The sequence below is a fragment of the Paenibacillus sp. sgz302164 genome (assembly GCF_056120505.1).
Genome location: NZ_JBVYOL010000002.1, coordinates 349,491 through 366,689, shown reverse-complemented (window position 1 = coordinate 366,689; position 17,199 = coordinate 349,491). Strand labels below are relative to the sequence as shown.

13 protein-coding genes and 1 riboswitch are annotated in these 17,199 nt (G+C 53.9%); of the genes, 3 read left to right on the top strand and 10 right to left on the bottom strand.

The window, feature by feature from the left end; translation table 11 throughout:
* Positions 1 to 454 precede the first annotated feature (454 nt).
* Complete coding sequence (locus AC0LWT_RS05135; RefSeq protein ID WP_474680135.1) at positions 455 to 622, top strand: hypothetical protein; 168 nt, start codon at positions 455 to 457, stop codon at positions 620 to 622.
* A gap of 128 nt (positions 623 to 750) precedes the next feature.
* Here AC0LWT_RS05135 and AC0LWT_RS05130 read toward each other — a convergent pair whose 3' ends face one another.
* From AC0LWT_RS05130 to AC0LWT_RS05110, 5 genes are all read right to left on the bottom strand, one after another.
* Positions 751 to 2,427: a DUF4179 domain-containing protein gene (locus AC0LWT_RS05130; RefSeq protein WP_474680134.1), complete on the bottom strand. Its 1,677-nt coding sequence runs from the start codon at positions 2,425 to 2,427 to the stop codon at positions 751 to 753.
* Complete coding sequence (locus AC0LWT_RS05125) at positions 2,363 to 2,920, bottom strand: RNA polymerase sigma factor (protein WP_474680133.1); 558 nt, start codon at positions 2,918 to 2,920, stop codon at positions 2,363 to 2,365. Before AC0LWT_RS05125 ends, AC0LWT_RS05130 begins: the two co-directional genes overlap by 65 nt.
* Before the next feature lie 121 nt (positions 2,921 to 3,041).
* The gene (sdhB, locus tag AC0LWT_RS05120) at positions 3,042 to 3,806 is read right to left on the bottom strand and encodes a succinate dehydrogenase iron-sulfur subunit (RefSeq protein ID WP_474680132.1); all 765 of its coding nucleotides are present in this window, start codon (positions 3,804 to 3,806) and stop codon (positions 3,042 to 3,044) included.
* A 2-nt stretch (positions 3,807 to 3,808) separates the two neighbouring features.
* Positions 3,809 to 5,572: a succinate dehydrogenase flavoprotein subunit gene (gene sdhA / locus AC0LWT_RS05115; protein WP_474680131.1), complete on the bottom strand. Its 1,764-nt coding sequence runs from the start codon at positions 5,570 to 5,572 to the stop codon at positions 3,809 to 3,811.
* Between the two features lie 16 nt (positions 5,573 to 5,588).
* Positions 5,589 to 6,248, bottom strand: coding sequence for a succinate dehydrogenase cytochrome b558 subunit (locus AC0LWT_RS05110; protein ID WP_474680130.1), 660 nt, complete (start codon positions 6,246 to 6,248; stop codon positions 5,589 to 5,591).
* A 268-nt stretch (positions 6,249 to 6,516) separates the two neighbouring features.
* Here AC0LWT_RS05110 and AC0LWT_RS05105 point away from each other — a divergent pair, with 268 nt between their 5' ends.
* Complete coding sequence (locus tag AC0LWT_RS05105; protein WP_474680129.1) at positions 6,517 to 7,413, top strand: LysR family transcriptional regulator; 897 nt, start codon at positions 6,517 to 6,519, stop codon at positions 7,411 to 7,413.
* 62 nt (positions 7,414 to 7,475) lie between these two features.
* Here AC0LWT_RS05105 and AC0LWT_RS05100 read toward each other — a convergent pair whose 3' ends face one another.
* The 4 genes from AC0LWT_RS05100 to AC0LWT_RS05085 form a co-directional block, all read right to left on the bottom strand.
* Positions 7,476 to 8,198 (bottom strand): response regulator transcription factor, encoded by a 723-nt coding sequence (locus AC0LWT_RS05100; protein WP_474680128.1) that lies wholly within the window; start codon positions 8,196 to 8,198, stop codon positions 7,476 to 7,478.
* A 225-nt stretch (positions 8,199 to 8,423) separates the two neighbouring features.
* Complete coding sequence (locus AC0LWT_RS05095) at positions 8,424 to 9,674, bottom strand: cation:proton antiporter (protein ID WP_474680127.1); 1,251 nt, start codon at positions 9,672 to 9,674, stop codon at positions 8,424 to 8,426.
* On the bottom strand, positions 9,674 to 10,336 hold the full coding sequence (locus tag AC0LWT_RS05090; RefSeq protein WP_474680126.1) for a potassium channel family protein: 663 nt from the start codon (positions 10,334 to 10,336) through the stop codon (positions 9,674 to 9,676). Before AC0LWT_RS05090 ends, AC0LWT_RS05095 begins: the two co-directional genes overlap by 1 nt.
* Positions 10,337 to 10,348: 12 nt before the next feature.
* Positions 10,349 to 11,698 carry a TrkH family potassium uptake protein gene (locus AC0LWT_RS05085; RefSeq protein ID WP_474680125.1) on the bottom strand — a complete coding sequence of 450 codons (1,350 nt, stop codon included), beginning with the start codon at positions 11,696 to 11,698 and terminating at the stop codon, positions 10,349 to 10,351.
* Between the two features lie 69 nt (positions 11,699 to 11,767).
* A riboswitch (cyclic di-AMP (ydaO/yuaA leader) is annotated at positions 11,768 to 11,917 on the bottom strand.
* 238 nt (positions 11,918 to 12,155) lie between these two features.
* On the opposite strand from AC0LWT_RS05085, the gene AC0LWT_RS05080 reads away from it, so the two are divergent.
* A complete protein-coding gene (locus AC0LWT_RS05080) occupies positions 12,156 to 13,751 on the top strand; it encodes a CPBP family intramembrane glutamic endopeptidase (protein ID WP_474680124.1) in 1,596 nt (531 codons plus the stop codon).
* Positions 13,752 to 14,911: 1,160 nt separating this feature from the next.
* On the opposite strand, the gene uvrC is transcribed toward AC0LWT_RS05080, so the two are convergent.
* The gene (uvrC, locus tag AC0LWT_RS05075; protein ID WP_474680123.1) at positions 14,912 to 17,170 is read right to left on the bottom strand and encodes an excinuclease ABC subunit UvrC; all 2,259 of its coding nucleotides are present in this window, start codon (positions 17,168 to 17,170) and stop codon (positions 14,912 to 14,914) included.
* Positions 17,171 to 17,199 lie beyond the last annotated feature (29 nt).

The following is a 17,199-nucleotide window of genomic DNA, read 5'->3' as shown; positions in this document are numbered from 1 at the left end:
CCGGCTCTGCCGCCGAATCCAAAAAGGTATGACACAAAAAACATGCACTCTGCCTTCCCCCGGGAAGACGGCTGCATGTTTCTTTTTTATATGACCTATTGACGTTTACATTAGTGCCTGCGATTGTGCAGGAATTCCCGACTAAAACCGGCCAGATCCCACGGATGGGCTGAAGAACCTGCACATTCGCAGGAATTTTGCGTTGCGGGCGCATCCACCGAGCAAAAAACTGTACTTTTGCAGGTTTTCTGCACGCGTGCCGCAGGGACGCTACCAAGTAGATGCTAGTTTTCTCACGCATGCGGCGGAGGCGGTACCAAGCAGATGCAGGATATGCCGCATCATGCGGACGAGCAGCTGCAAGTTTATTTCCTTTTTGTGTCATACAAAATAGAATTACGGTCCCTTCCGTGCTATTATTCATTTGTACCACAAATACAAGGACGAATAAAAAATGTTCAAACACCCCGTAGTGCAAAAAATTTCCAAAATTGCGCTTGTAGCGGCTTTTGCAATCGTAGCTGCAAACATCGGTGCGCCTGAAACGCATGCAGCGGCATACGAACCGAAAACGCTCGGAGAAGCGATTGAAATGGCTTACTGGTATTACTTCCTGCGATAATCTCATCTCCCGCTAACCCCGGCATCATCGCTTCTTCATTCGCCAACGCGCAAACCCCCATAGAGGTGTCGCACGTAAAACCATTCAAGCAAAAAAACACCTCATCATTGAGGTGTTTTTTATATCTCCTACTCGTTAAGACCAGCCCGCAGCTCCTTGTCCGGATTTTCCGTGTAGTACCAGTAAATATACAGTTCCGCATCCGTCCCTTTATAATTCTCGTACATATCTACCGCTTTATTGTTACCGTCCCCGGCAAAATTGACGGTTACCTGCTTGCCGACGAGACCTTTCTCGCCTACACTCCGCATATACGTCTGATTGACGCCGCCAAAAGCCGGATCCGCGCATTCGCTCTCCACGTAGAGATTCCCGTCCCGCTTGTAATAGGTCCACTTGACGTCATAACCGCCAACCTTGGTTGTCATCGTCTGCCTCTCTTCGCTGATCCCTTCTAGCCGGATTGGATCCTTAGCATCCTTGTGCTTGATATTTTCGTACTTGGCGATAAAAGTAATCGGCGTTTGCGCCGTCACCTGAACACCGGGAGGAACCTCGAACCGGTAAACCGTTTCTTCCGGATTGTTCTGCCCCTCTTCATACCAAATACCGCCCGGCAGGACATTCCCGTTAACTTCCAAAGCATAGTTCAGGAACGGGAAGCCCGCATATTTTTCATGGCTGGCCTTGATTCTGATCTGCGTCGGCGTTATAATCATCTCCTTCAGCACGATTCGCGAGCCGGCATGCTCCAACGGAACATTCATGCTGCGCTTCACGGTCCCGCTAATCATCTGCTCTTTATTCAAGCGCAACTCGTACATCCAGTCCTTGTCGATCCGCTGCTCCTCCTTCGTATACAGGAGCTTGTAGTTCACATTGCTCTTTTGCAAATCGCCAACGGGGAAAAACTGCCGGCTCGTATACTCGCCATTGTCGCCGGGAGTGCCGTATACTCCGCCTCCCGCTTCCTTGATTATCGCATCCCCATTGTAAGCGGCAATATGCGGAAACATCCATCCCCTTACCTCGGGCCGATCGAACTTGACCGACGAAACCAGCATCAATTTATCTCCCTGGACAAAAGGCTCCAGCGTCAACTGTTCAATGCCGTCCTGCCGAATGTCAAAAGTTTGCTTCTTGTCGGCAAAAGGATTAAATGCAAGCTCGTGCTCCGCCCGGGAAAAAGATTGCAAGTTTTTCGCCGTAAACCGCACATCCGCTTCCACACCGTCAGGCGTCCATTCAGTTTCGAAATAGCCGTTCCACATCTTGCTTTCTTTGTCCCAAAACAAGCTTTGCCGCCCTTCAATAACTCGTCCTTGAGCGTCCTGCAGCTCCATCTTGGCAAATTGCAAGCTTTCCCCAAAGGCTGCGGACGGCGAGCTCAGGCTGTAAAGCAGCACCGTCCGGTTATCGTCCACAATCGCGGTATGTACGGTCAGCGTCACGCCTTCGTGCGTCACCGATTTCTCGATGCTTTGCCCCAGACCCTTTTGCAAAGCGGATTGGATGCCGCTCCTATGATCGAAAATGCTGTCCCATTTGCTCCCGATGGCCGCAACGACCGGCGTAGCCACAAGAACTGCCGCGAGAACGGAGAGGACAGCCACTTTCCGGTGCCGCTTCCGCTTGGGCGCAGCCATATCTACAGGCAGCAGAGCGGCGTCCGCCTCCGGCAAACTTCGTTCCAGCCGGCTCCACATCGCATCGAAATCCGGGTATTTCAGCCCTGCATCATCATCGTCTAAAAACCGAGAAAACTTTTGCTGCACCTTGTCCACGCGCCTCACCGCCTTTTCCATAGTTGGCCTCATCGGCTTCCACTATATGTTTCATCAGCTTCAACCCTTTATTGAGCCGGGATTTCACCGTTCCCATCGGAATGCCCAAAATTTCCGCAATTTCATTCAAACTGCATTCGTTCAAAAACCGGAGCGATACGACCGCCCTCATCTTCCCCGGCAGCCTGTGAAGCAGGCGCACGCATTCCATAGCGGATTCCCGTTCTTCGGCAATCGTCTCCGCGGCTTTCTCCGCACCCGTGGCGGAATGGAGCCGGAGCTTATTCTCCTTTGTTTTGGAGCGGCTGATTTTTTTCAAATGATTCAAACAGTGATTCACCGCCACCCGCATCAACCAAGTCTTCAAATGCTCGACCCGCCTCCAGTCGTGACGGAACACGGTCATGAATACGTCCTGGCACACGTCTTCCGCATCAGCGGGATGATGAAGCATGAAGAAGCATGTCTTATAGACGTCTTTTTTATAAATTTCGAATAGTTCCCTCTCAGTCATAGTCCCCCTCCTTCCTGCTTTTACCTTATAAACAATCCCGCCGCCAAAAAGGTTCATTACGGGTGCAAAAAAAAGCCCGATCCCCGTTATCGTTACGGGAATCGGGCTTTTTGGGGTCAGCTTACACGCCCAGCCATTTTTTGAATAAGTGCTTCGTCGTATCGGCGTTCATCGCTGCGATGGAAGTCGTCAGCGGAATGCCTTTCGGACAGGAGCGCACGCAGTTTTGCGAGTTTCCGCAGCCTTCGATGCCGCCGTCGGTCATCAGCGCTTCCAGACGCTCTTCTTTGTTCATCTCTCCCGTAGGGTGAGCATTGAACAAACGAACCTGGGAAATCGCCGCAGGGCCGATGAAATCGGTTTTTTCGTTCACGTTCGGACAAGATTCCAGGCAGACGCCGCAAGTCATGCATTTGGAAAGCTCGTACGCCCATTGACGCTTCGATTCCGCCATGCGGGGACCAGGACCCAGATCGTAAGTACCGTCGATCGGCACCCACGCTTTAACCTTTTTCAAAGCGTTGAACATACGCCCACGGTCGATAACCAGGTCGCGCATAACCGGGAACGTGCTCATCGGAGCTACGCGGACCGGCTGCTCCAGCTTGTCGATCAGCGCCGAGCACGCTTGACGCGGCTTGCCGTTGATAACCATCGAGCAGGCTCCGCACACTTCTTCGAGGCAGTTGGATTCCCAGCACACGGGCGTAGTTTTGTCGCCTTTGGCGTTTTTCGGATTGCGCTGTACTTCCATCAGCGCGCTGATCACGTTCATATTCGGGCGATACGGGATTTCAAACTCTTCCGTGTAGGGCTTGGATTCAGGGCTTTCCTGACGTGTAACGATAAACTTCACGGTTTTTTGCGCCGTTTGTGTATCCGCCATGATTAGTTTCCTCCCTTCTTCTTGTCCGTCGAATAGTCGCGTTTACGCGGCGCAATCAGGGATACGTCGATATCTTCGTAGCTGATTTTCGGTCCGTCCGGAGTCCAGTCGGCGATCGTCGTTTTCATGAAATGCTCGTCGTCGCGATCCGGGAATTCCGGCTTGTAATGCGCGCCGCGGCTCTCGTTGCGCAGCAGCGCTCCGACCGTCATCGCCTCGGCCAGCTCGAACATGTTCCACAGCTGGCGCGTGAACGCGACGCCTTGGTTGTTCCATCTCGCTGTGTCCGTGATGTTGATGTTGTTGTATCGTTCTTTCATATCTTTAATCCGGTTGATCGTATCCTGCAGGCGGTCGTTGTGGCGGACTACCGTCATGTTCGCATTCATCATGTCGCCCAGTTCTTTGTGCAGCACATATGCGTTCTCGGTGCCGCTGTTCATTTTGAGCAGGCTCTCGTAACGGTCCGTATGACGTTTTTTCTCGCGGTCGTACACCGTCGAGGAGATATCTTCCGAGCTCTTGCTCAAGCCGCGGATATACTCGACCGCTTTCGGACCGGAAACCATGCCGTCGAAAATCGCGGAAACGAGCGAGTTGGCGCCCAAACGGTTCGCACCGTGATGCTGGTATTCGCACTCGCCGGCCGCGAACAGCCCCGGAATATTCGTCATCATGTTGTAGTCGACCCACATGCCGCCCATCGAATAGTGAACCGCCGGGAAAATTTTCATCGGAATTTTGCGCGGGTCGTCGCCCATGAATTTCTCGTAAATCTCCATAATACCGCCGAGCTTGACATCCAGCTCTTTCGGATCTTTATGCGAGAGGTCGAGGTAAACCATGTTTTCGCCGTTAATGCCCAGCTTCTGGTCTACGCAGACGGAGAAAATTTCCCGCGTCGCAATATCGCGCGGAACGAGGTTGCCGTAAGCCGGATATTTCTCTTCCAGGAAATACCAAGGTTTGCCGTCTTTGTACGTCCAGATCCGGCCGCCTTCGCCGCGCGCCGATTCGGACATCAAGCGCAGCTTGTCGTCTCCCGGAATCGCGGTCGGGTGAATCTGGATCATTTCGCCGTTCGCGTATTTAACGCCTTGCTGATAAACCGCGCTCGCCGCCGTACCTGTATTGATGACCGAGTTGGTCGTTTTGCCGAAAATAATGCCGGGACCGCCTGTCGCCAAAATAACGGCTTCGGCAGGGAATGTTTCCACTTCCATGCTGCGCAGATTTTGCGCCGCAATACCGCGGCAAATGTTCTCTTCGTCGAGTACGGCGCCCAGGAATTCCCAGTTCTCGAACTTGGTGACGAGACCCGCGGTCTCCCAGCGGCGTACTTGCTCGTCGAGCGCGTACAGCAGCTGCTGCCCGGTCGTCGCTCCGGCGAATGCCGTGCGGTGATACTTCGTGCCGCCGAAACGGCGGAAATCGAGAAGACCTTCCGGCGTACGGTTGAACATAACGCCCATCCGGTCCATCAGGTGAATAATGCCGGGGGCCGCATCGCACAGCGCCTTAACCGGCGGCTGATTGGCCAGGAAGTCCCCGCCGTAAACCGTATCGTCAAAGTGCTCCCAAGTGGAGTCGCCTTCACCTTTTGTATTTACCGCACCGTTAATGCCGCCTTGCGCGCAAACGGAATGCGAACGTTTCACAGGAACCAAGGAGAACAACTGAACGTGAACTCCGGCTTCTGCCGCTTTAATGGTCGCCATGAGTCCCGCAAGGCCTCCGCCGACGACAATAACTTTCGAATTAGCCATTGATGTTCACCCTCCCTTAATGCCCTGCCCGTGTCTCTGCAGGCAAATGCTGAAATTGAGTATCCGTAAATGCGGTCAAAGACATAATAAACATGATTGACATAACGACGAACACACCCAGCCATACATAGGTAGAAATACGCTGAGCGCGCGGGCCGACCGTAATTCCCCAACTGACCAGGAAAGACCACATGCCGTTGCTGAAATGGAACGTAGCCGACAGGATTCCGATCAGATAGATCGTGAACATAACCGGATTCGTCGCAATTTGATACATCGTCGTGCCTAACGCCTCATGATCCACATTTCCGATCGCCACTTGAAGGCGTGTCTCGAAAAAATGCCATGCGACGAACAAGAACGTAAGAATTCCCGTTATACGCTGCAGGAAAAACATTTGATTGCGGAAGTATCCGTAATTGCTTACGTTATGGCGGGCTTGATAAGCTACGTAGAGGCCATAAACGGCATGGTAAAGAAGCGGCAGCCAGATGCCGAAGATTTCCAGAAACAGCCTCAGAGGCAGCCCGTTCAGCCAGTTGATTTGATCGATGAAAGCGGCATGGCCCTTAACCGCCTCGTAGTTCGTGAGCAGATGCTCGATGAGAAAGAAACCCACTGGAATTACGCCAAGCAAAGAGTGGATCTTTCGAAAGTAATACGAATTACCCGTCATTGAACCAATTCCTCCCCTAAAATAGTACATCCGACATTTTCAGACAAGCCACATACCATTGTACTCTTGTGGTATACAAGCGTCAACCCAGATTCATCCACGCCTATTTTTCCATCATACAGAGCGTTTATGCAGGATCGCCCAAAAATTGTGAACAAGAAGTGACATATACATGGTACCTCTTTCTCGCTTATAATGGAAGTGCCGATTCTTTATATACCCTTATAACTTATTTGCATATCGATCATAACGGAAAGGGGCGCTTTTTGTGGAGCTTTTGGACGTTTTTGCAGTTGTTGTCGAGCAGGCGAGCTTGAATAAAGCTTCGCAAATTTTGAACTTGTCACAACCCGCGCTCTCCCGCAAAATCATGAAGCTGGAGGAGGAGCTTGGCGTCGAGCTCTTTATCCGCAAAGGCAAGCGGCTTGAGCTGACGAAAGTCGGCCGGTTCTGCTACGACCACGCCCTTGAACTGCGCCATCTGGAGCGCAAGTTCATGCAGGAGATTCAAACGTACAAAGCGGCCGGAAACCATGTGTCGATCACGATAGGCGCCAGTCTGACAACGCTGCAGGCCACGCTTCCCGACCTGATCACAACCTTTTTGGAAGACCAGCCGATGACCGAGATCAAGCTGCTGACCGGCAAGACGCACGAAGTCGTCACGATGGTCAAAGAGAAAAAAGTCGATATCGGCATGATCGCTTCGCAGATCAACGCCTCGGGCTTGCGCTGCGAGCCGCTGTTTGACGACCATCTGTGTCTCGTGCTGCCGCTCGGGCACAGCTACATCGACCGCCCCGCGCTTGCGGTCAGCGATTTGAACGAACTGCCGATGATTCTGTTCTCCAAGGGAACCTGGTACCGGGTTCTGATGGACGAGCTGTTCCACCGGTTCTCCGTCTTTCCCAATGTGCAGATGGAAATCGACTCGTTCGAAGCGATTCTCCGCCTGGTGTCCACCTGCAAAACGGCGACGCTGCTGCCCCGCTCCTATTTGCGGGAAGATCTCATTCTGAACAATGAGCTGATTTTGCGCAATTTGCCGGAACTTGAGCAGACGAAGCGGACGACGTCGCTAATTTACTCGGTCGAAGCCTCGGACAATCCCGTGGCGATGAATTTTGCCCACCGGGCGATCCGCTACTTCGCGGACAACGAATGAGCCTCCGACCGCCGCTGCTGTCCGCGTGTACGCGAGGCAGTTCGGCGATTTGGAGGCTTTTTTCATAAAACGAATTTGTATCCAACACCCCATACGGTTCGAATCCGCTTCGGCTGCTTGGGGTTATCCTCGATTTTTTTGCGCAGGTTTGCAATATGTACGTCAATAGCGCGGTCGGTTACATACGAATCGAATCCCCGCACCGTGTTGATCAAATCTTCCCGGCTGAACACGCGCCCCGGGTGTTTGACAAAGCAAGTCATGATCTCGAATTCAGAATAGGTCGTATTGACCAGCCCTCCGCGCACCCACATCGACCGCGTCTCCGGATCGAGGTGCACGATCTGTATGCCTTCGTCGGACTTCATCTTATAGGCGGGAAGCTCCAGCAGCGCCGGTCCTGCCGGCAAGCTTTCCTGATACACCCTGGCCCTGCGAATCAGCGCCTGTATTCTTGCACTCATCTCGTGCAAACTGAACGGCTTGCTCAAAAAATCGTCCGCCCCCGCCATTAAAGCGCTTACACGTTCAATTACTTTGTTTTTCATCGATACGATCAAAATAGGTACCATCGATGTTTTTCGGACTTGCTTGCACAATTCCAAACCGTCCATATCGGGCAGCATCAAATCGAGCAAAATGACGTCGGGCTCAAAATAACCCACGGCATCGAGACCTTCTTCGCCGCTCCCCTTTCTCATGACCTGAAAACCTTCCTCACCCAAATAAATCGAAACCATGTCGCCAACCATCACATCATCTTCAATAACCAGTACCTTGTCCATGTCCGCCCACCTTTTGTTTCAAAATGCTTATTGTTAGAAAAGTGTGAGGAAATTTGTTAGGTCAGCCTACACTTGCAGTTAGATTTCGCAAAAACCTGTCGAAAAATAGCAGCTGCATTTTTAATATACTATAGAAAACCAGGAACCAACAAGCAAAATGTTAGTTTATTGTTAGAACACAAAAAACCGCCCCCTGTGCACATCGTGCATTCGGAGACGGCATACTCAATGTTCGGCTTCCGCAGCGCCGTTCGTTACCTCAAGGCCCAGCTTGCGCGCCGCGAAGGCAGTCGTGCTTGCCTGGACCAGAATCGTGATCAGCACGGCCATGAACGTTACACTGGCGATCAGCTCGCTGTGCCGAATTCCCATTCCGGCGATCATGCCGGACAGCGCGGCCGGAATCACTCCCGTTTCCCGCACCCAGAACATGAACAAAATCTCGTTCCTCGTCCACTTCGCCCGGCGGTCCGGCAGCGCGCATGCCAGCACGGCAAGCGGCCTTGCAATAAAAACAAACGCAAAAATAACCCCCAGGCTCGTCCATAAATGTTCGGCAATCAACGCGAAGTTCACTTGGCTGCCCAGCAAAATAAAGATGAGCATGCGCATCATTAACGTTATATTTTCCGAAAAATGTCCCATTTCCTGCAGCTTGTCCTGCATGTCCAGTTTGAACGTCTCCGCGTTCCCCCAAATAAGCCCGGCCGTAAACGTAGCCATAAATCCGCTGACGCCGAGCGCTTCGCCCGCCAAGTAGGCTCCGAGAGCCGCAACGATCATCGCAATCGTCGCATATTGGCGCAGCAGCCCAAGCTTCAGATGCGCGGTCAAGTATGCAAGCGCCAAGCCGATCGCTGCGCCAACGAGAAGCCCTCCCGCCGCCGCTTTGACGAACGCCCAAATTCCCGAGCCAACCGAAACTTCCCGGGTGCCCAGGATGACCGCAATGAGTGAAAAGGTCAAAATCGATCCCGTCGCATCGTTAAAGGCCGATTCGCTTTCCACAGTTTCCCTGACTTTCGGGCGGATCTTCACCTGCTTGAACACGGGGATGAGCGTAGCCGGGTCCGTCGAACTGATGACCGCCCCGAGCAGCATCGCGTATATCCAGGGCAGGCCAAGCAGCAGGTGCGCCGCCACGGCCACTACCCCGCACGTAATCATAACGCCGGGGACGCTGAGCAGGCTGACGGTGATCCACACTTTGCGAAGGCCGGAGAGGCGGATGTTGCGCCCGCCGTCGAACAAAATGAGAGCGGAACCGATCGCAAGAATGAACTGGTTCGTAAATGAAGTGCTGGATTCCCGTACCCAGCCCAGGCCTTGCCCGACAATGATGCCCCCTACGAGAAAAAGCGCGACATCCGGCAGCTTCAACAGGTGTGCAGCTTTGCCCAGCAGCATGCCCAGACTGAAAATAATAATGAGCAGCAAAATGACATGCTCAATCATGACGGCAGACGCATTTTCCATTATCCGATAACTTCGCTCTCAAATTCTTCGATTTGTTCATTCGTCCCGATGATCACCATAACATCCTTTTCATTGACAACGTCTGTCGCAAGCGGCGCGATGATCACACCGCTTTGCTTGTTGATGGCAACGACGCTGCATCCGTATTTGGCCCGGGGGTCCAGATCCTTGATCGTTTTGCCGCACAGGCGCTTGGGCACCGACAGCTCGACGATCGTGTAATCTTTGGACAACTCGATGTAATCCAGAAGGTTAGGCGATACGAGCTGGTGCGCCACGCGGATGCCCATATCCCGCTCCGGATAAATGACGCGGTCCACGCCGATTTTATTCAGCACTTTGCCGTGCAGCTCCGACAGCGCCTTGGCGACGACCATTTTGACGCCCAAATCTTTCAGCACAATAGCGGTTAAAATGCTGGCCTGAATATCGTCGCCGATCGCGACGACCGCACAGTCAAAGTTGCGCACGCCGAGCGACTTCAGCACTTCCTCGTCCGTGGCATCCGCCACGACCGCATGCGTCAGCTCGGAGCTCATCTCGTCGACCGCTTCTTCGTCCTTGTCGATGCCGAGCACCTCATAGCCCAGCTTGATCAGCTCCTTCGACAAGCTGGATCCGAATCGGCCCAGACCGATTACCGCGTATTGATTTTTTTTCATCTCCAGTATCCCCTAACCAATCGTAATTTTACCCTCAGGGTATCTATATAATTCTTTTTCCTGTTTCGGCTGCAGCGCGTAGGCGAGCGTTATAGGGCCGAGCCGGCCGGCGAACATCGTCAGGCTGAGCATAATTTTGCCGAAAACGGTCAGCGACGGCGTAAGCCCCATAGTCAAGCCGACAGTACCGAAGGCGGACGTCACTTCGAACAATATTTTCAAAAACTGCACGGACTCCGTCGTCGATAACAGCATGGACACGAATATGACGAGAAAGAGCGCGATCATCGTGAGCGTAATCGCTTTGAGAATGCGGTCCTTCGCCAGACGGAAACGGAAAATGACGATATCTTCCTTGCCTCGGATCATCGTGATGATGGCGGCAATGAGAATGGTGAACGTCGTCGTTTTGATCCCGCCCCCCGTCGAGCCGGGAGAAGCCCCGATAAACATGAGAATCACCATGAAAAATTGCGACGCCTGACGCATGGCGCCGATGTCCATCGTATTCGCGCCGGCCGTCCGGGGCGTGACGGATTGGAAAAACGAAGCCAACATTTTTCCGCCGAAATTCAGCGGTCCTAACGTCTTGGTGTTCGTGTACTCGAATATAAATATCACTAGCGCGCCGAAAACGATCAGAAATCCCGTCATGGCAAGCACGACTTTGGAATGCAGGGAAAGTTTCTTCGTTTTGTGATATTCCATCAAATCGGACAAGACGATGAAGCCGAGACCTCCGAGCACGATCAGCGCCATCGCGACGACGTTCACCGTGAAATCGTTGACGTATCCGGTCAGCGAGACGAAAGGAGCATCGGCGGTGCCGAACAGGTCGAATCCGGCATTGTTGAACATCGAAATCGCATGCCAGATGCCGAAGTACAGCGCCTTCGAAAATTCCATGTCGAACGACCAACGGATCGTGAACAAAATCGCCGCTATCGCTTCGATGCTTAATGAATAAATAAGTACTTTGCGGATCAGCCGCACAATCCCTTCCATGCTGCCCTGGTTGAACGCCTCCTGCAGCAGCAATCTTTCCTTCAGCGTAATTTTTTTGCGCAGCACGAAGGCGAACAGCGTGGCCATCGTCATGAAGCCGAGACCGCCGATCTGGATCAGGCTGACGATGACGACTTGTCCGAACACGGTAAATGCCGACCCGGTATCGACCACGACGAGGCCGGTTACGCAGGTCGCCGATGTGGCCGTAAACAGCGCATCGATAAAAGGCAGCGACCGGCCGCTCGTCGAGGCAAAAGGAAGCGTCAGCAGCCCCGCTCCGATCAAAATAATGGCGGCGAATCCAAGGACCAGAATTTGCGGAGGCGTAAGCTGCCAAATGCTTATTTTTTTCATAAATCCCCCTGTTGTCATCAATTGAACACGCAAAAAAAGACACTGGAAATCCAATGCCTTATTCGGAAATGGTTCCTGACGTAAAGCCTACGAGGTTAGCTGACGGATTCGGGTGCGCGCAGTCACCCTATTTGTCCGGTTTTTTGACGCCGGAGACAAAATTCACCCCAAATTACATGGTTCCCCCGTTTTCAACAAGAAATTCGGCTTTTTATTCAATTGATATGAATTATATATCTGATTTATTGTTCCGCACAAAGTTGTTTTCAGCGGATTTGCGGGGGTTTTCGCAGCATTCCATCGTGTCTGGCAAGCAGGAGAGGGCGTTACGATTCGAAATCGCGAATTTGCCCCGGTTTACGTTTTATTTTGCATGAATTGGTTTTCCTTAACATCTGTGATACTTTTAATTTAGCGTATTTGCGAACCAACATTATCCAAGGAGATATTTTATCCCATGATGCGAATGAAATTGAACCGAACTTTGCTGATCCTCGCGTGCATCGGCGTGGCCTTGTATATGGGGGTCAATATGCTTGCGGGATATCAAACGGAAGAAGCGGCCCCGGTGGAAAGTCCGGCCGTTACGAAGCAGCAGGCGGCCGACGTGGCCGGGCAGTTTTTGCAAAGCCGCTACGGCATCGGCCAGCCGAGTACTTTCGTCGTATACCAGTCCGAAAAGTCGAGAAGCGGATACTTGCAGAAAGAACACCTTTTGCACGAGTATGAGCTGAAATACGGGGACCGCTTCCCGCTCGATTTCTATCAGGTCAGCGCCGTCGATCCCGGCAGCAAGCGCAAATTCGAAGTTGACGTCAACTACAAAAGCTTGCAAATCGTCGGCTGGCGCGAGACGCTCACCGGTACCGCCGCAGCGATCGGCAGGCAAAAAGCGGACCAGCTGGCCAAGGAGGAGATGAGCCGGCAGGGCTTTAATCCCGACGATTTCAGTCTCGCCCTGGAGCCGAAGAAAGAGGCCGGCGCGAGCGCGTACGTTTACGAAAAGAAAGCGGAAGCCATCGGCGGTTCCAAGCTGCGCTTGCGGATCGATTTTGACGATAACGCTTTGGTCGGCTATGCCGTGCAATTCAGCATCCCAGAGGACCATCAGGCATGGCTTGACTCGCAGGATCAATCCGCCTCGTTCATGACCTGGATCAGCATGGGCTTTACGTTCCTGATGTCCGTTGCGGCCATCGTATATGCCATCAGGCACCGCAAGCAGATGGATTTTCGCAAGGGCCTGCTGCTCACTGTTATTTTTACGACGATTTACATCGCCAACAACATCAATATGTATCCGGCTTTCAAAACGATGTCCGGCGATATCGCAGACAACGGAACCGCCACATTGGCCGGCTCGCTGTTCATGAACGTCGTTACGCTGCTGCTCGGTCTATCGGTCTACATCTCGCTTGCTTCCGGCAGCCGGTGGTGGGAGTCGAACGGGTGGAAGCCTTGGCCGGCTTGGCGGGAATCGCGCTTCGGATCGGAAGTGTTTCACGGAATGGGCCGGGGCTACTTGCTCGCCCTGTTCATCCTTGGGGTCCAGCAAGTTCTGTTCTATGCGGGCGAGGTCCGCTTCGACGTATGGGCCGTGAACGATCCGGGGGATTCCGTATTGAATATGCTGGAGCCCAAATTGTTTCCGCTGATGGCATGGGCCGCCGCAATATCGGAAGAAGCCGCTTACCGGCTGCTCGGTATCCTGCTGTTCAAAAAGCTGTTCCGCTCGAACTTCATCGCCGTTCTGCTGCCGAGCATCATTTGGGCCGCGAGCCATACGCAATACCCGATCTATCCGGTGTATACCCGCCTGATCGAGGTAACCGTCATCGGCATCATTCTCGGCTATGTGTTCCTAAAATACGGCTTCATCACTGCCATATTCGCCCATGCCTGCATGGACAGCATCCTGATGGGCCTGTCGCTGTTCTCGCTGGACCAGGCGGGCGATGTTGCCGCAGGTATCTTCTACATCCTGCTGCCGGCCCTCGCCGCGCTGCTGCTGGCATGGTGGCACCGGCGGCGCCTCGCGCCAAGCCCGGGGTAGAGCCAGCGCATGGCTGGCGGTGCGCGGGGGTAGCCCCCGTGCGGCGCTGAGCCTGCGGACGCTTGCTGGGCTGCGCGCGGCGCGCCTCCGAACGCCCACTAGAGTCTGCGCTCGTTAGGCAGCCCGTGGCGCTGATAAACTCCGAACGCTCGCTGGGCACTCGCGGCGCTGAGAGCCTTCGAAAGCCCACTAGGGTCTGCGCTCGTTGGGCAACCCGTGGCGCTGATAACCTCAGAACGCTCGCTGGGCACTCGCGGTGCTGAGAGCCTTCGAAAGCCCACTAGAGCCTGAGCTCGTTAGGCAGCCCGTGGCGCTGATAACCTCCGAACGCTCGCTGGGCACTCGCGGCGCTGAGAGCCTTCGAAAGCCCACTAGAGCCTGAGCTCGTTAGGCAGCCCGTGGCGCTGATAACCTCCGAACGCTCGCTGGGCACTCGCGGCGCTGAGAGCCTTCGAACGCCCACTAGGGTCTGCGCTCGTTGGGCAGTTCGCAGCGCTGATATCCTGCAATAATCAAATCGGAGATAAAGTGACAGGCTAGCGAAACCAGGGGACGCAGCCGCTCTGCCCTAAGTCACGCCTCTCCTACACGGGATGGGGCGCATGGCAGCTTGACAGACAAAAACCTGCAAAAGTGCAGGTTTTTTCCTTAAATATGGTTCATTTTCGCGAAAAGCCTGCAATTGTGCAGGAATTTTCGATGAAATTAGGTCTGAGCCCATGTTCGCGGCGAAAAGCCTGCACATTTGCAGGAATTTTTCTTGGACAGCGGATCAACCGTGCAAAAACTGTACTTTTGCAGGTTTTTTCGCGCAACTAGGCAAATGGTGCGACCGACTCTGGCGTGTGGGCTTCTCAGGAGCCAGCAAATCTGCAGGTTGTTCCGCTCAAACCCTGGGCTCAGGCCATACTAGACAGGAATTCCTGCACAATCGCAGGCTTTTTCGCCAAATAGGCCAATTCCATTGAAAAAACCTCCAACTTTACACGAAAATAGAACGCAGGAAACTTGGTACCGGCGTCTACAACTTTATAGGAGTTTGTGCAGGTTTTCGGCAGGCTCCGGAACAACACTTTTCCGCCGTCATGCAGCGCAGCCCCCGATAGGAGCTGCGCGAGGTGCACACCTTTCACGTAAACCGACAAAAAAGCGGGGCCCCCTTACTCCTGGGGAACCGCCGCCTCATTTTCGCCTTGCAAAGCTTTCATAATTTCGTTTGCCAGCTTTTCACCGATACCCAGAGGCTTGAAGTCTTCGACTTTGGCCTCTTTTATTTTGCGTACCGAGCCAAAATGCTTGAGCAGCGCCTTCCGCCGCTTCTCGCCGATGCCCGGTATCGCGTCAAGCTGGGAGACGACCATCGACTTCGCCCTCGTCTCGCGGTGAAACGTGATCGCGAAGCGGTGCACTTCGTCCTGGATGCGCTGCAGCAAATAAAACTCCTGGCTGTCCCGCTGCAGAGGAATTACTTCCGCCGGGTCGCCCATCATCAGCTGCGCGGTTTTGTGCTTGGCGTCTTTCACCAGGCCGCAAATCGGGATGTACAGCCCCAATTCGTTCTCCAGCACATCGACCGCAGCGGAGATTTGCCCTTTGCCTCCGTCCACGACGATCAAATCGGGCATCGTCAAATTTTCCTTGAGCACCCGCTCGTAGCGGCGGCGGATCACCTCGCGCATCGTTTCGTAATCGTCCGGCCCCTGGACGGTTTTTACCTTGTATTTGCGGTACTCTTTGCGATCCGGCTTGCCGTTGATGAACACGACCATGGCCGAGACCGGATTCGTCCCTTGAATGTTCGAGTTATCGAACGCCTCGATGCGGTGAATCGCCCCCGTTCCCAGCCATTCGCCCAGATTTTGCACCGCTTTGACGGAACGGCTTTCATCGCGCTCAAGCAGCCTGAACTTCTCTTCCAGCGCCATGCGGGCGTTATCCTTCGCCATATCGACCATCTGCTTTTTCAACCCGCGCTGCGGAAAATGAACCTTCACCTTCAGCCACGACTCCAGCGCTTCCCGCACGTCCTTCTCCTCGGCTTCAGCCTGGGCAGCGCCACCACCAGCTTCCGCAACTCCTTCTGCCTGTATAGCGTTCCCGGCTTCTGCTACAGCTTCAGCCTGCGCGGTACCCCCAACTTCCCCAGCTCCTTCGGCCTGTATAGTGCCCGCAGACTCCGCTACGGCTTCAGCCTGTGCAGTGCCATCAGTTTCCGAAACTCCTTCCGCCTGCATAACACTCCTTGCCTCCGCTACGACTTCGGCCCGTACAGTACCACTTGCTTCCGTTACAGCTTCGGCCTGTGCGGCACCCCTAACTTCCCCAGCTCCCTCGACCTGGATAGTGTTTGCAGCTTCAGCAGCTCCTTCCACTCGTATAGCGCTCCCGGTTTCCGCTACGCCTCCGGCCTGCGAGGCAGCCGCTGCCCCAGGCTGCGCCGACGTCGCCGCTTCCGGCACGCCGGGCAGGAAAATCTCCTTCGGCAGCGCCGGATTGTCGCTGTACACCTGTGTCACATAGGTGATGAAGTCGCCGTACTCGTCACCGTAGTAAGGGAACAGCGAGACGTGGCGCTCGATCATTTTGCCTTGGCGCATGTACTGGATATGTACGGCCATCCAGCCTTTGTCCACGGCATAGCCGAAAATGTCGCGGTCGACCGCATCGTTCGTCGTGATCTTCTGCTTCTCCATGACCGCGTCGATGTTCAAAATATGATCGCGCAGCTCCTTCGCGCGCTCAAAGTTCAATTCCTCCGCTGCGGCGTGCATTTTGGCCGTCAGCTCTTCCTTGATCTCCACGTGTCCTCCGTTGAGGAAACGGGTGATCTCCTGCACCATCCGCTCGTTCGTCTCCGCGGATACTTCATATTCGCAAGGCGCCAGACACTGCCCGATATGATAGTATAGGCATACTTTATCGGGCAGGGTCCTGCACTTGCGCAGCGGATACAGCCGGTCCAGCAGCTTCTTCGTCTGCTGGGCGGCAAAAGCGTTCGGATAAGGGCCGAAGTATTTGCCCTTATCTTTAATCACCCGCCGCGTGACCTCCAGACGCGGCTGCTGTTCGTGCGTGATTTTGATATACGGGAACGTCTTGTCGTCCTTCAAAAGCACGTTGTAGCGCGGATGGTGCTGCTTGATCAGGTTGCATTCGAGAATCAACGCTTCCATATTGCTGGACGTGACAATATATTCAAAATCGCGAATCTCGCTGACCAGCCGCTGCGTCTTGGCGCCGTGGCTGCCCGTAAAATAGGAGCGCACGCGATTTTTCAGAACTTTGGCTTTGCCTACGTAAATGATCGTTCCTTCGCGGTTTTTCATCAAATAACAGCCGGGTTTGTCCGGCAGCAGTGCCAGCTTGTTGCGGATCGCTTCCTGGCTTTGTTCCCGGGCTTCCCGGTCCTCGTATTCCATTGCAGACAGTTCCCCCTTCTTACGATCTC

Excerpts from the sequence above, each read along its gene's own strand:
- AC0LWT_RS05080 (WP_474680124.1), top strand. The coding sequence starts at position 12,156 with ATGATGCGAATGAAATTGAACCGAACTTTGCTGATCCTCGCGTGCATC.
- AC0LWT_RS05125 (WP_474680133.1), bottom strand. The coding sequence starts at position 2,920 with ATGACTGAGAGGGAACTATTCGAAATTTATAAAAAAGACGTCTATAAG.
- sdhB (WP_474680132.1), bottom strand. The coding sequence starts at position 3,806 with ATGGCGGATACACAAACGGCGCAAAAAACCGTGAAGTTTATCGTTACA.
- AC0LWT_RS05110 (WP_474680130.1), bottom strand. The coding sequence starts at position 6,248 with ATGACGGGTAATTCGTATTACTTTCGAAAGATCCACTCTTTGCTTGGC.
- sdhA (WP_474680131.1), bottom strand. The coding sequence starts at position 5,572 with ATGGCTAATTCGAAAGTTATTGTCGTCGGCGGAGGCCTTGCGGGACTC.
- AC0LWT_RS05100 (WP_474680128.1), bottom strand. The coding sequence starts at position 8,198 with ATGGACAAGGTACTGGTTATTGAAGATGATGTGATGGTTGGCGACATG.
- AC0LWT_RS05135 (WP_474680135.1), top strand. The coding sequence starts at position 455 with ATGTTCAAACACCCCGTAGTGCAAAAAATTTCCAAAATTGCGCTTGTA.
- AC0LWT_RS05085 (WP_474680125.1), bottom strand. The coding sequence starts at position 11,698 with ATGAAAAAAATAAGCATTTGGCAGCTTACGCCTCCGCAAATTCTGGTC.
- uvrC (WP_474680123.1), bottom strand. The coding sequence starts at position 17,170 with ATGGAATACGAGGACCGGGAAGCCCGGGAACAAAGCCAGGAAGCGATC.
- AC0LWT_RS05095 (WP_474680127.1), bottom strand. The coding sequence starts at position 9,674 with ATGGAAAATGCGTCTGCCGTCATGATTGAGCATGTCATTTTGCTGCTC.
- AC0LWT_RS05130 (WP_474680134.1), bottom strand. The coding sequence starts at position 2,427 with ATGGAAAAGGCGGTGAGGCGCGTGGACAAGGTGCAGCAAAAGTTTTCT.
- AC0LWT_RS05090 (WP_474680126.1), bottom strand. The coding sequence starts at position 10,336 with ATGAAAAAAAATCAATACGCGGTAATCGGTCTGGGCCGATTCGGATCC.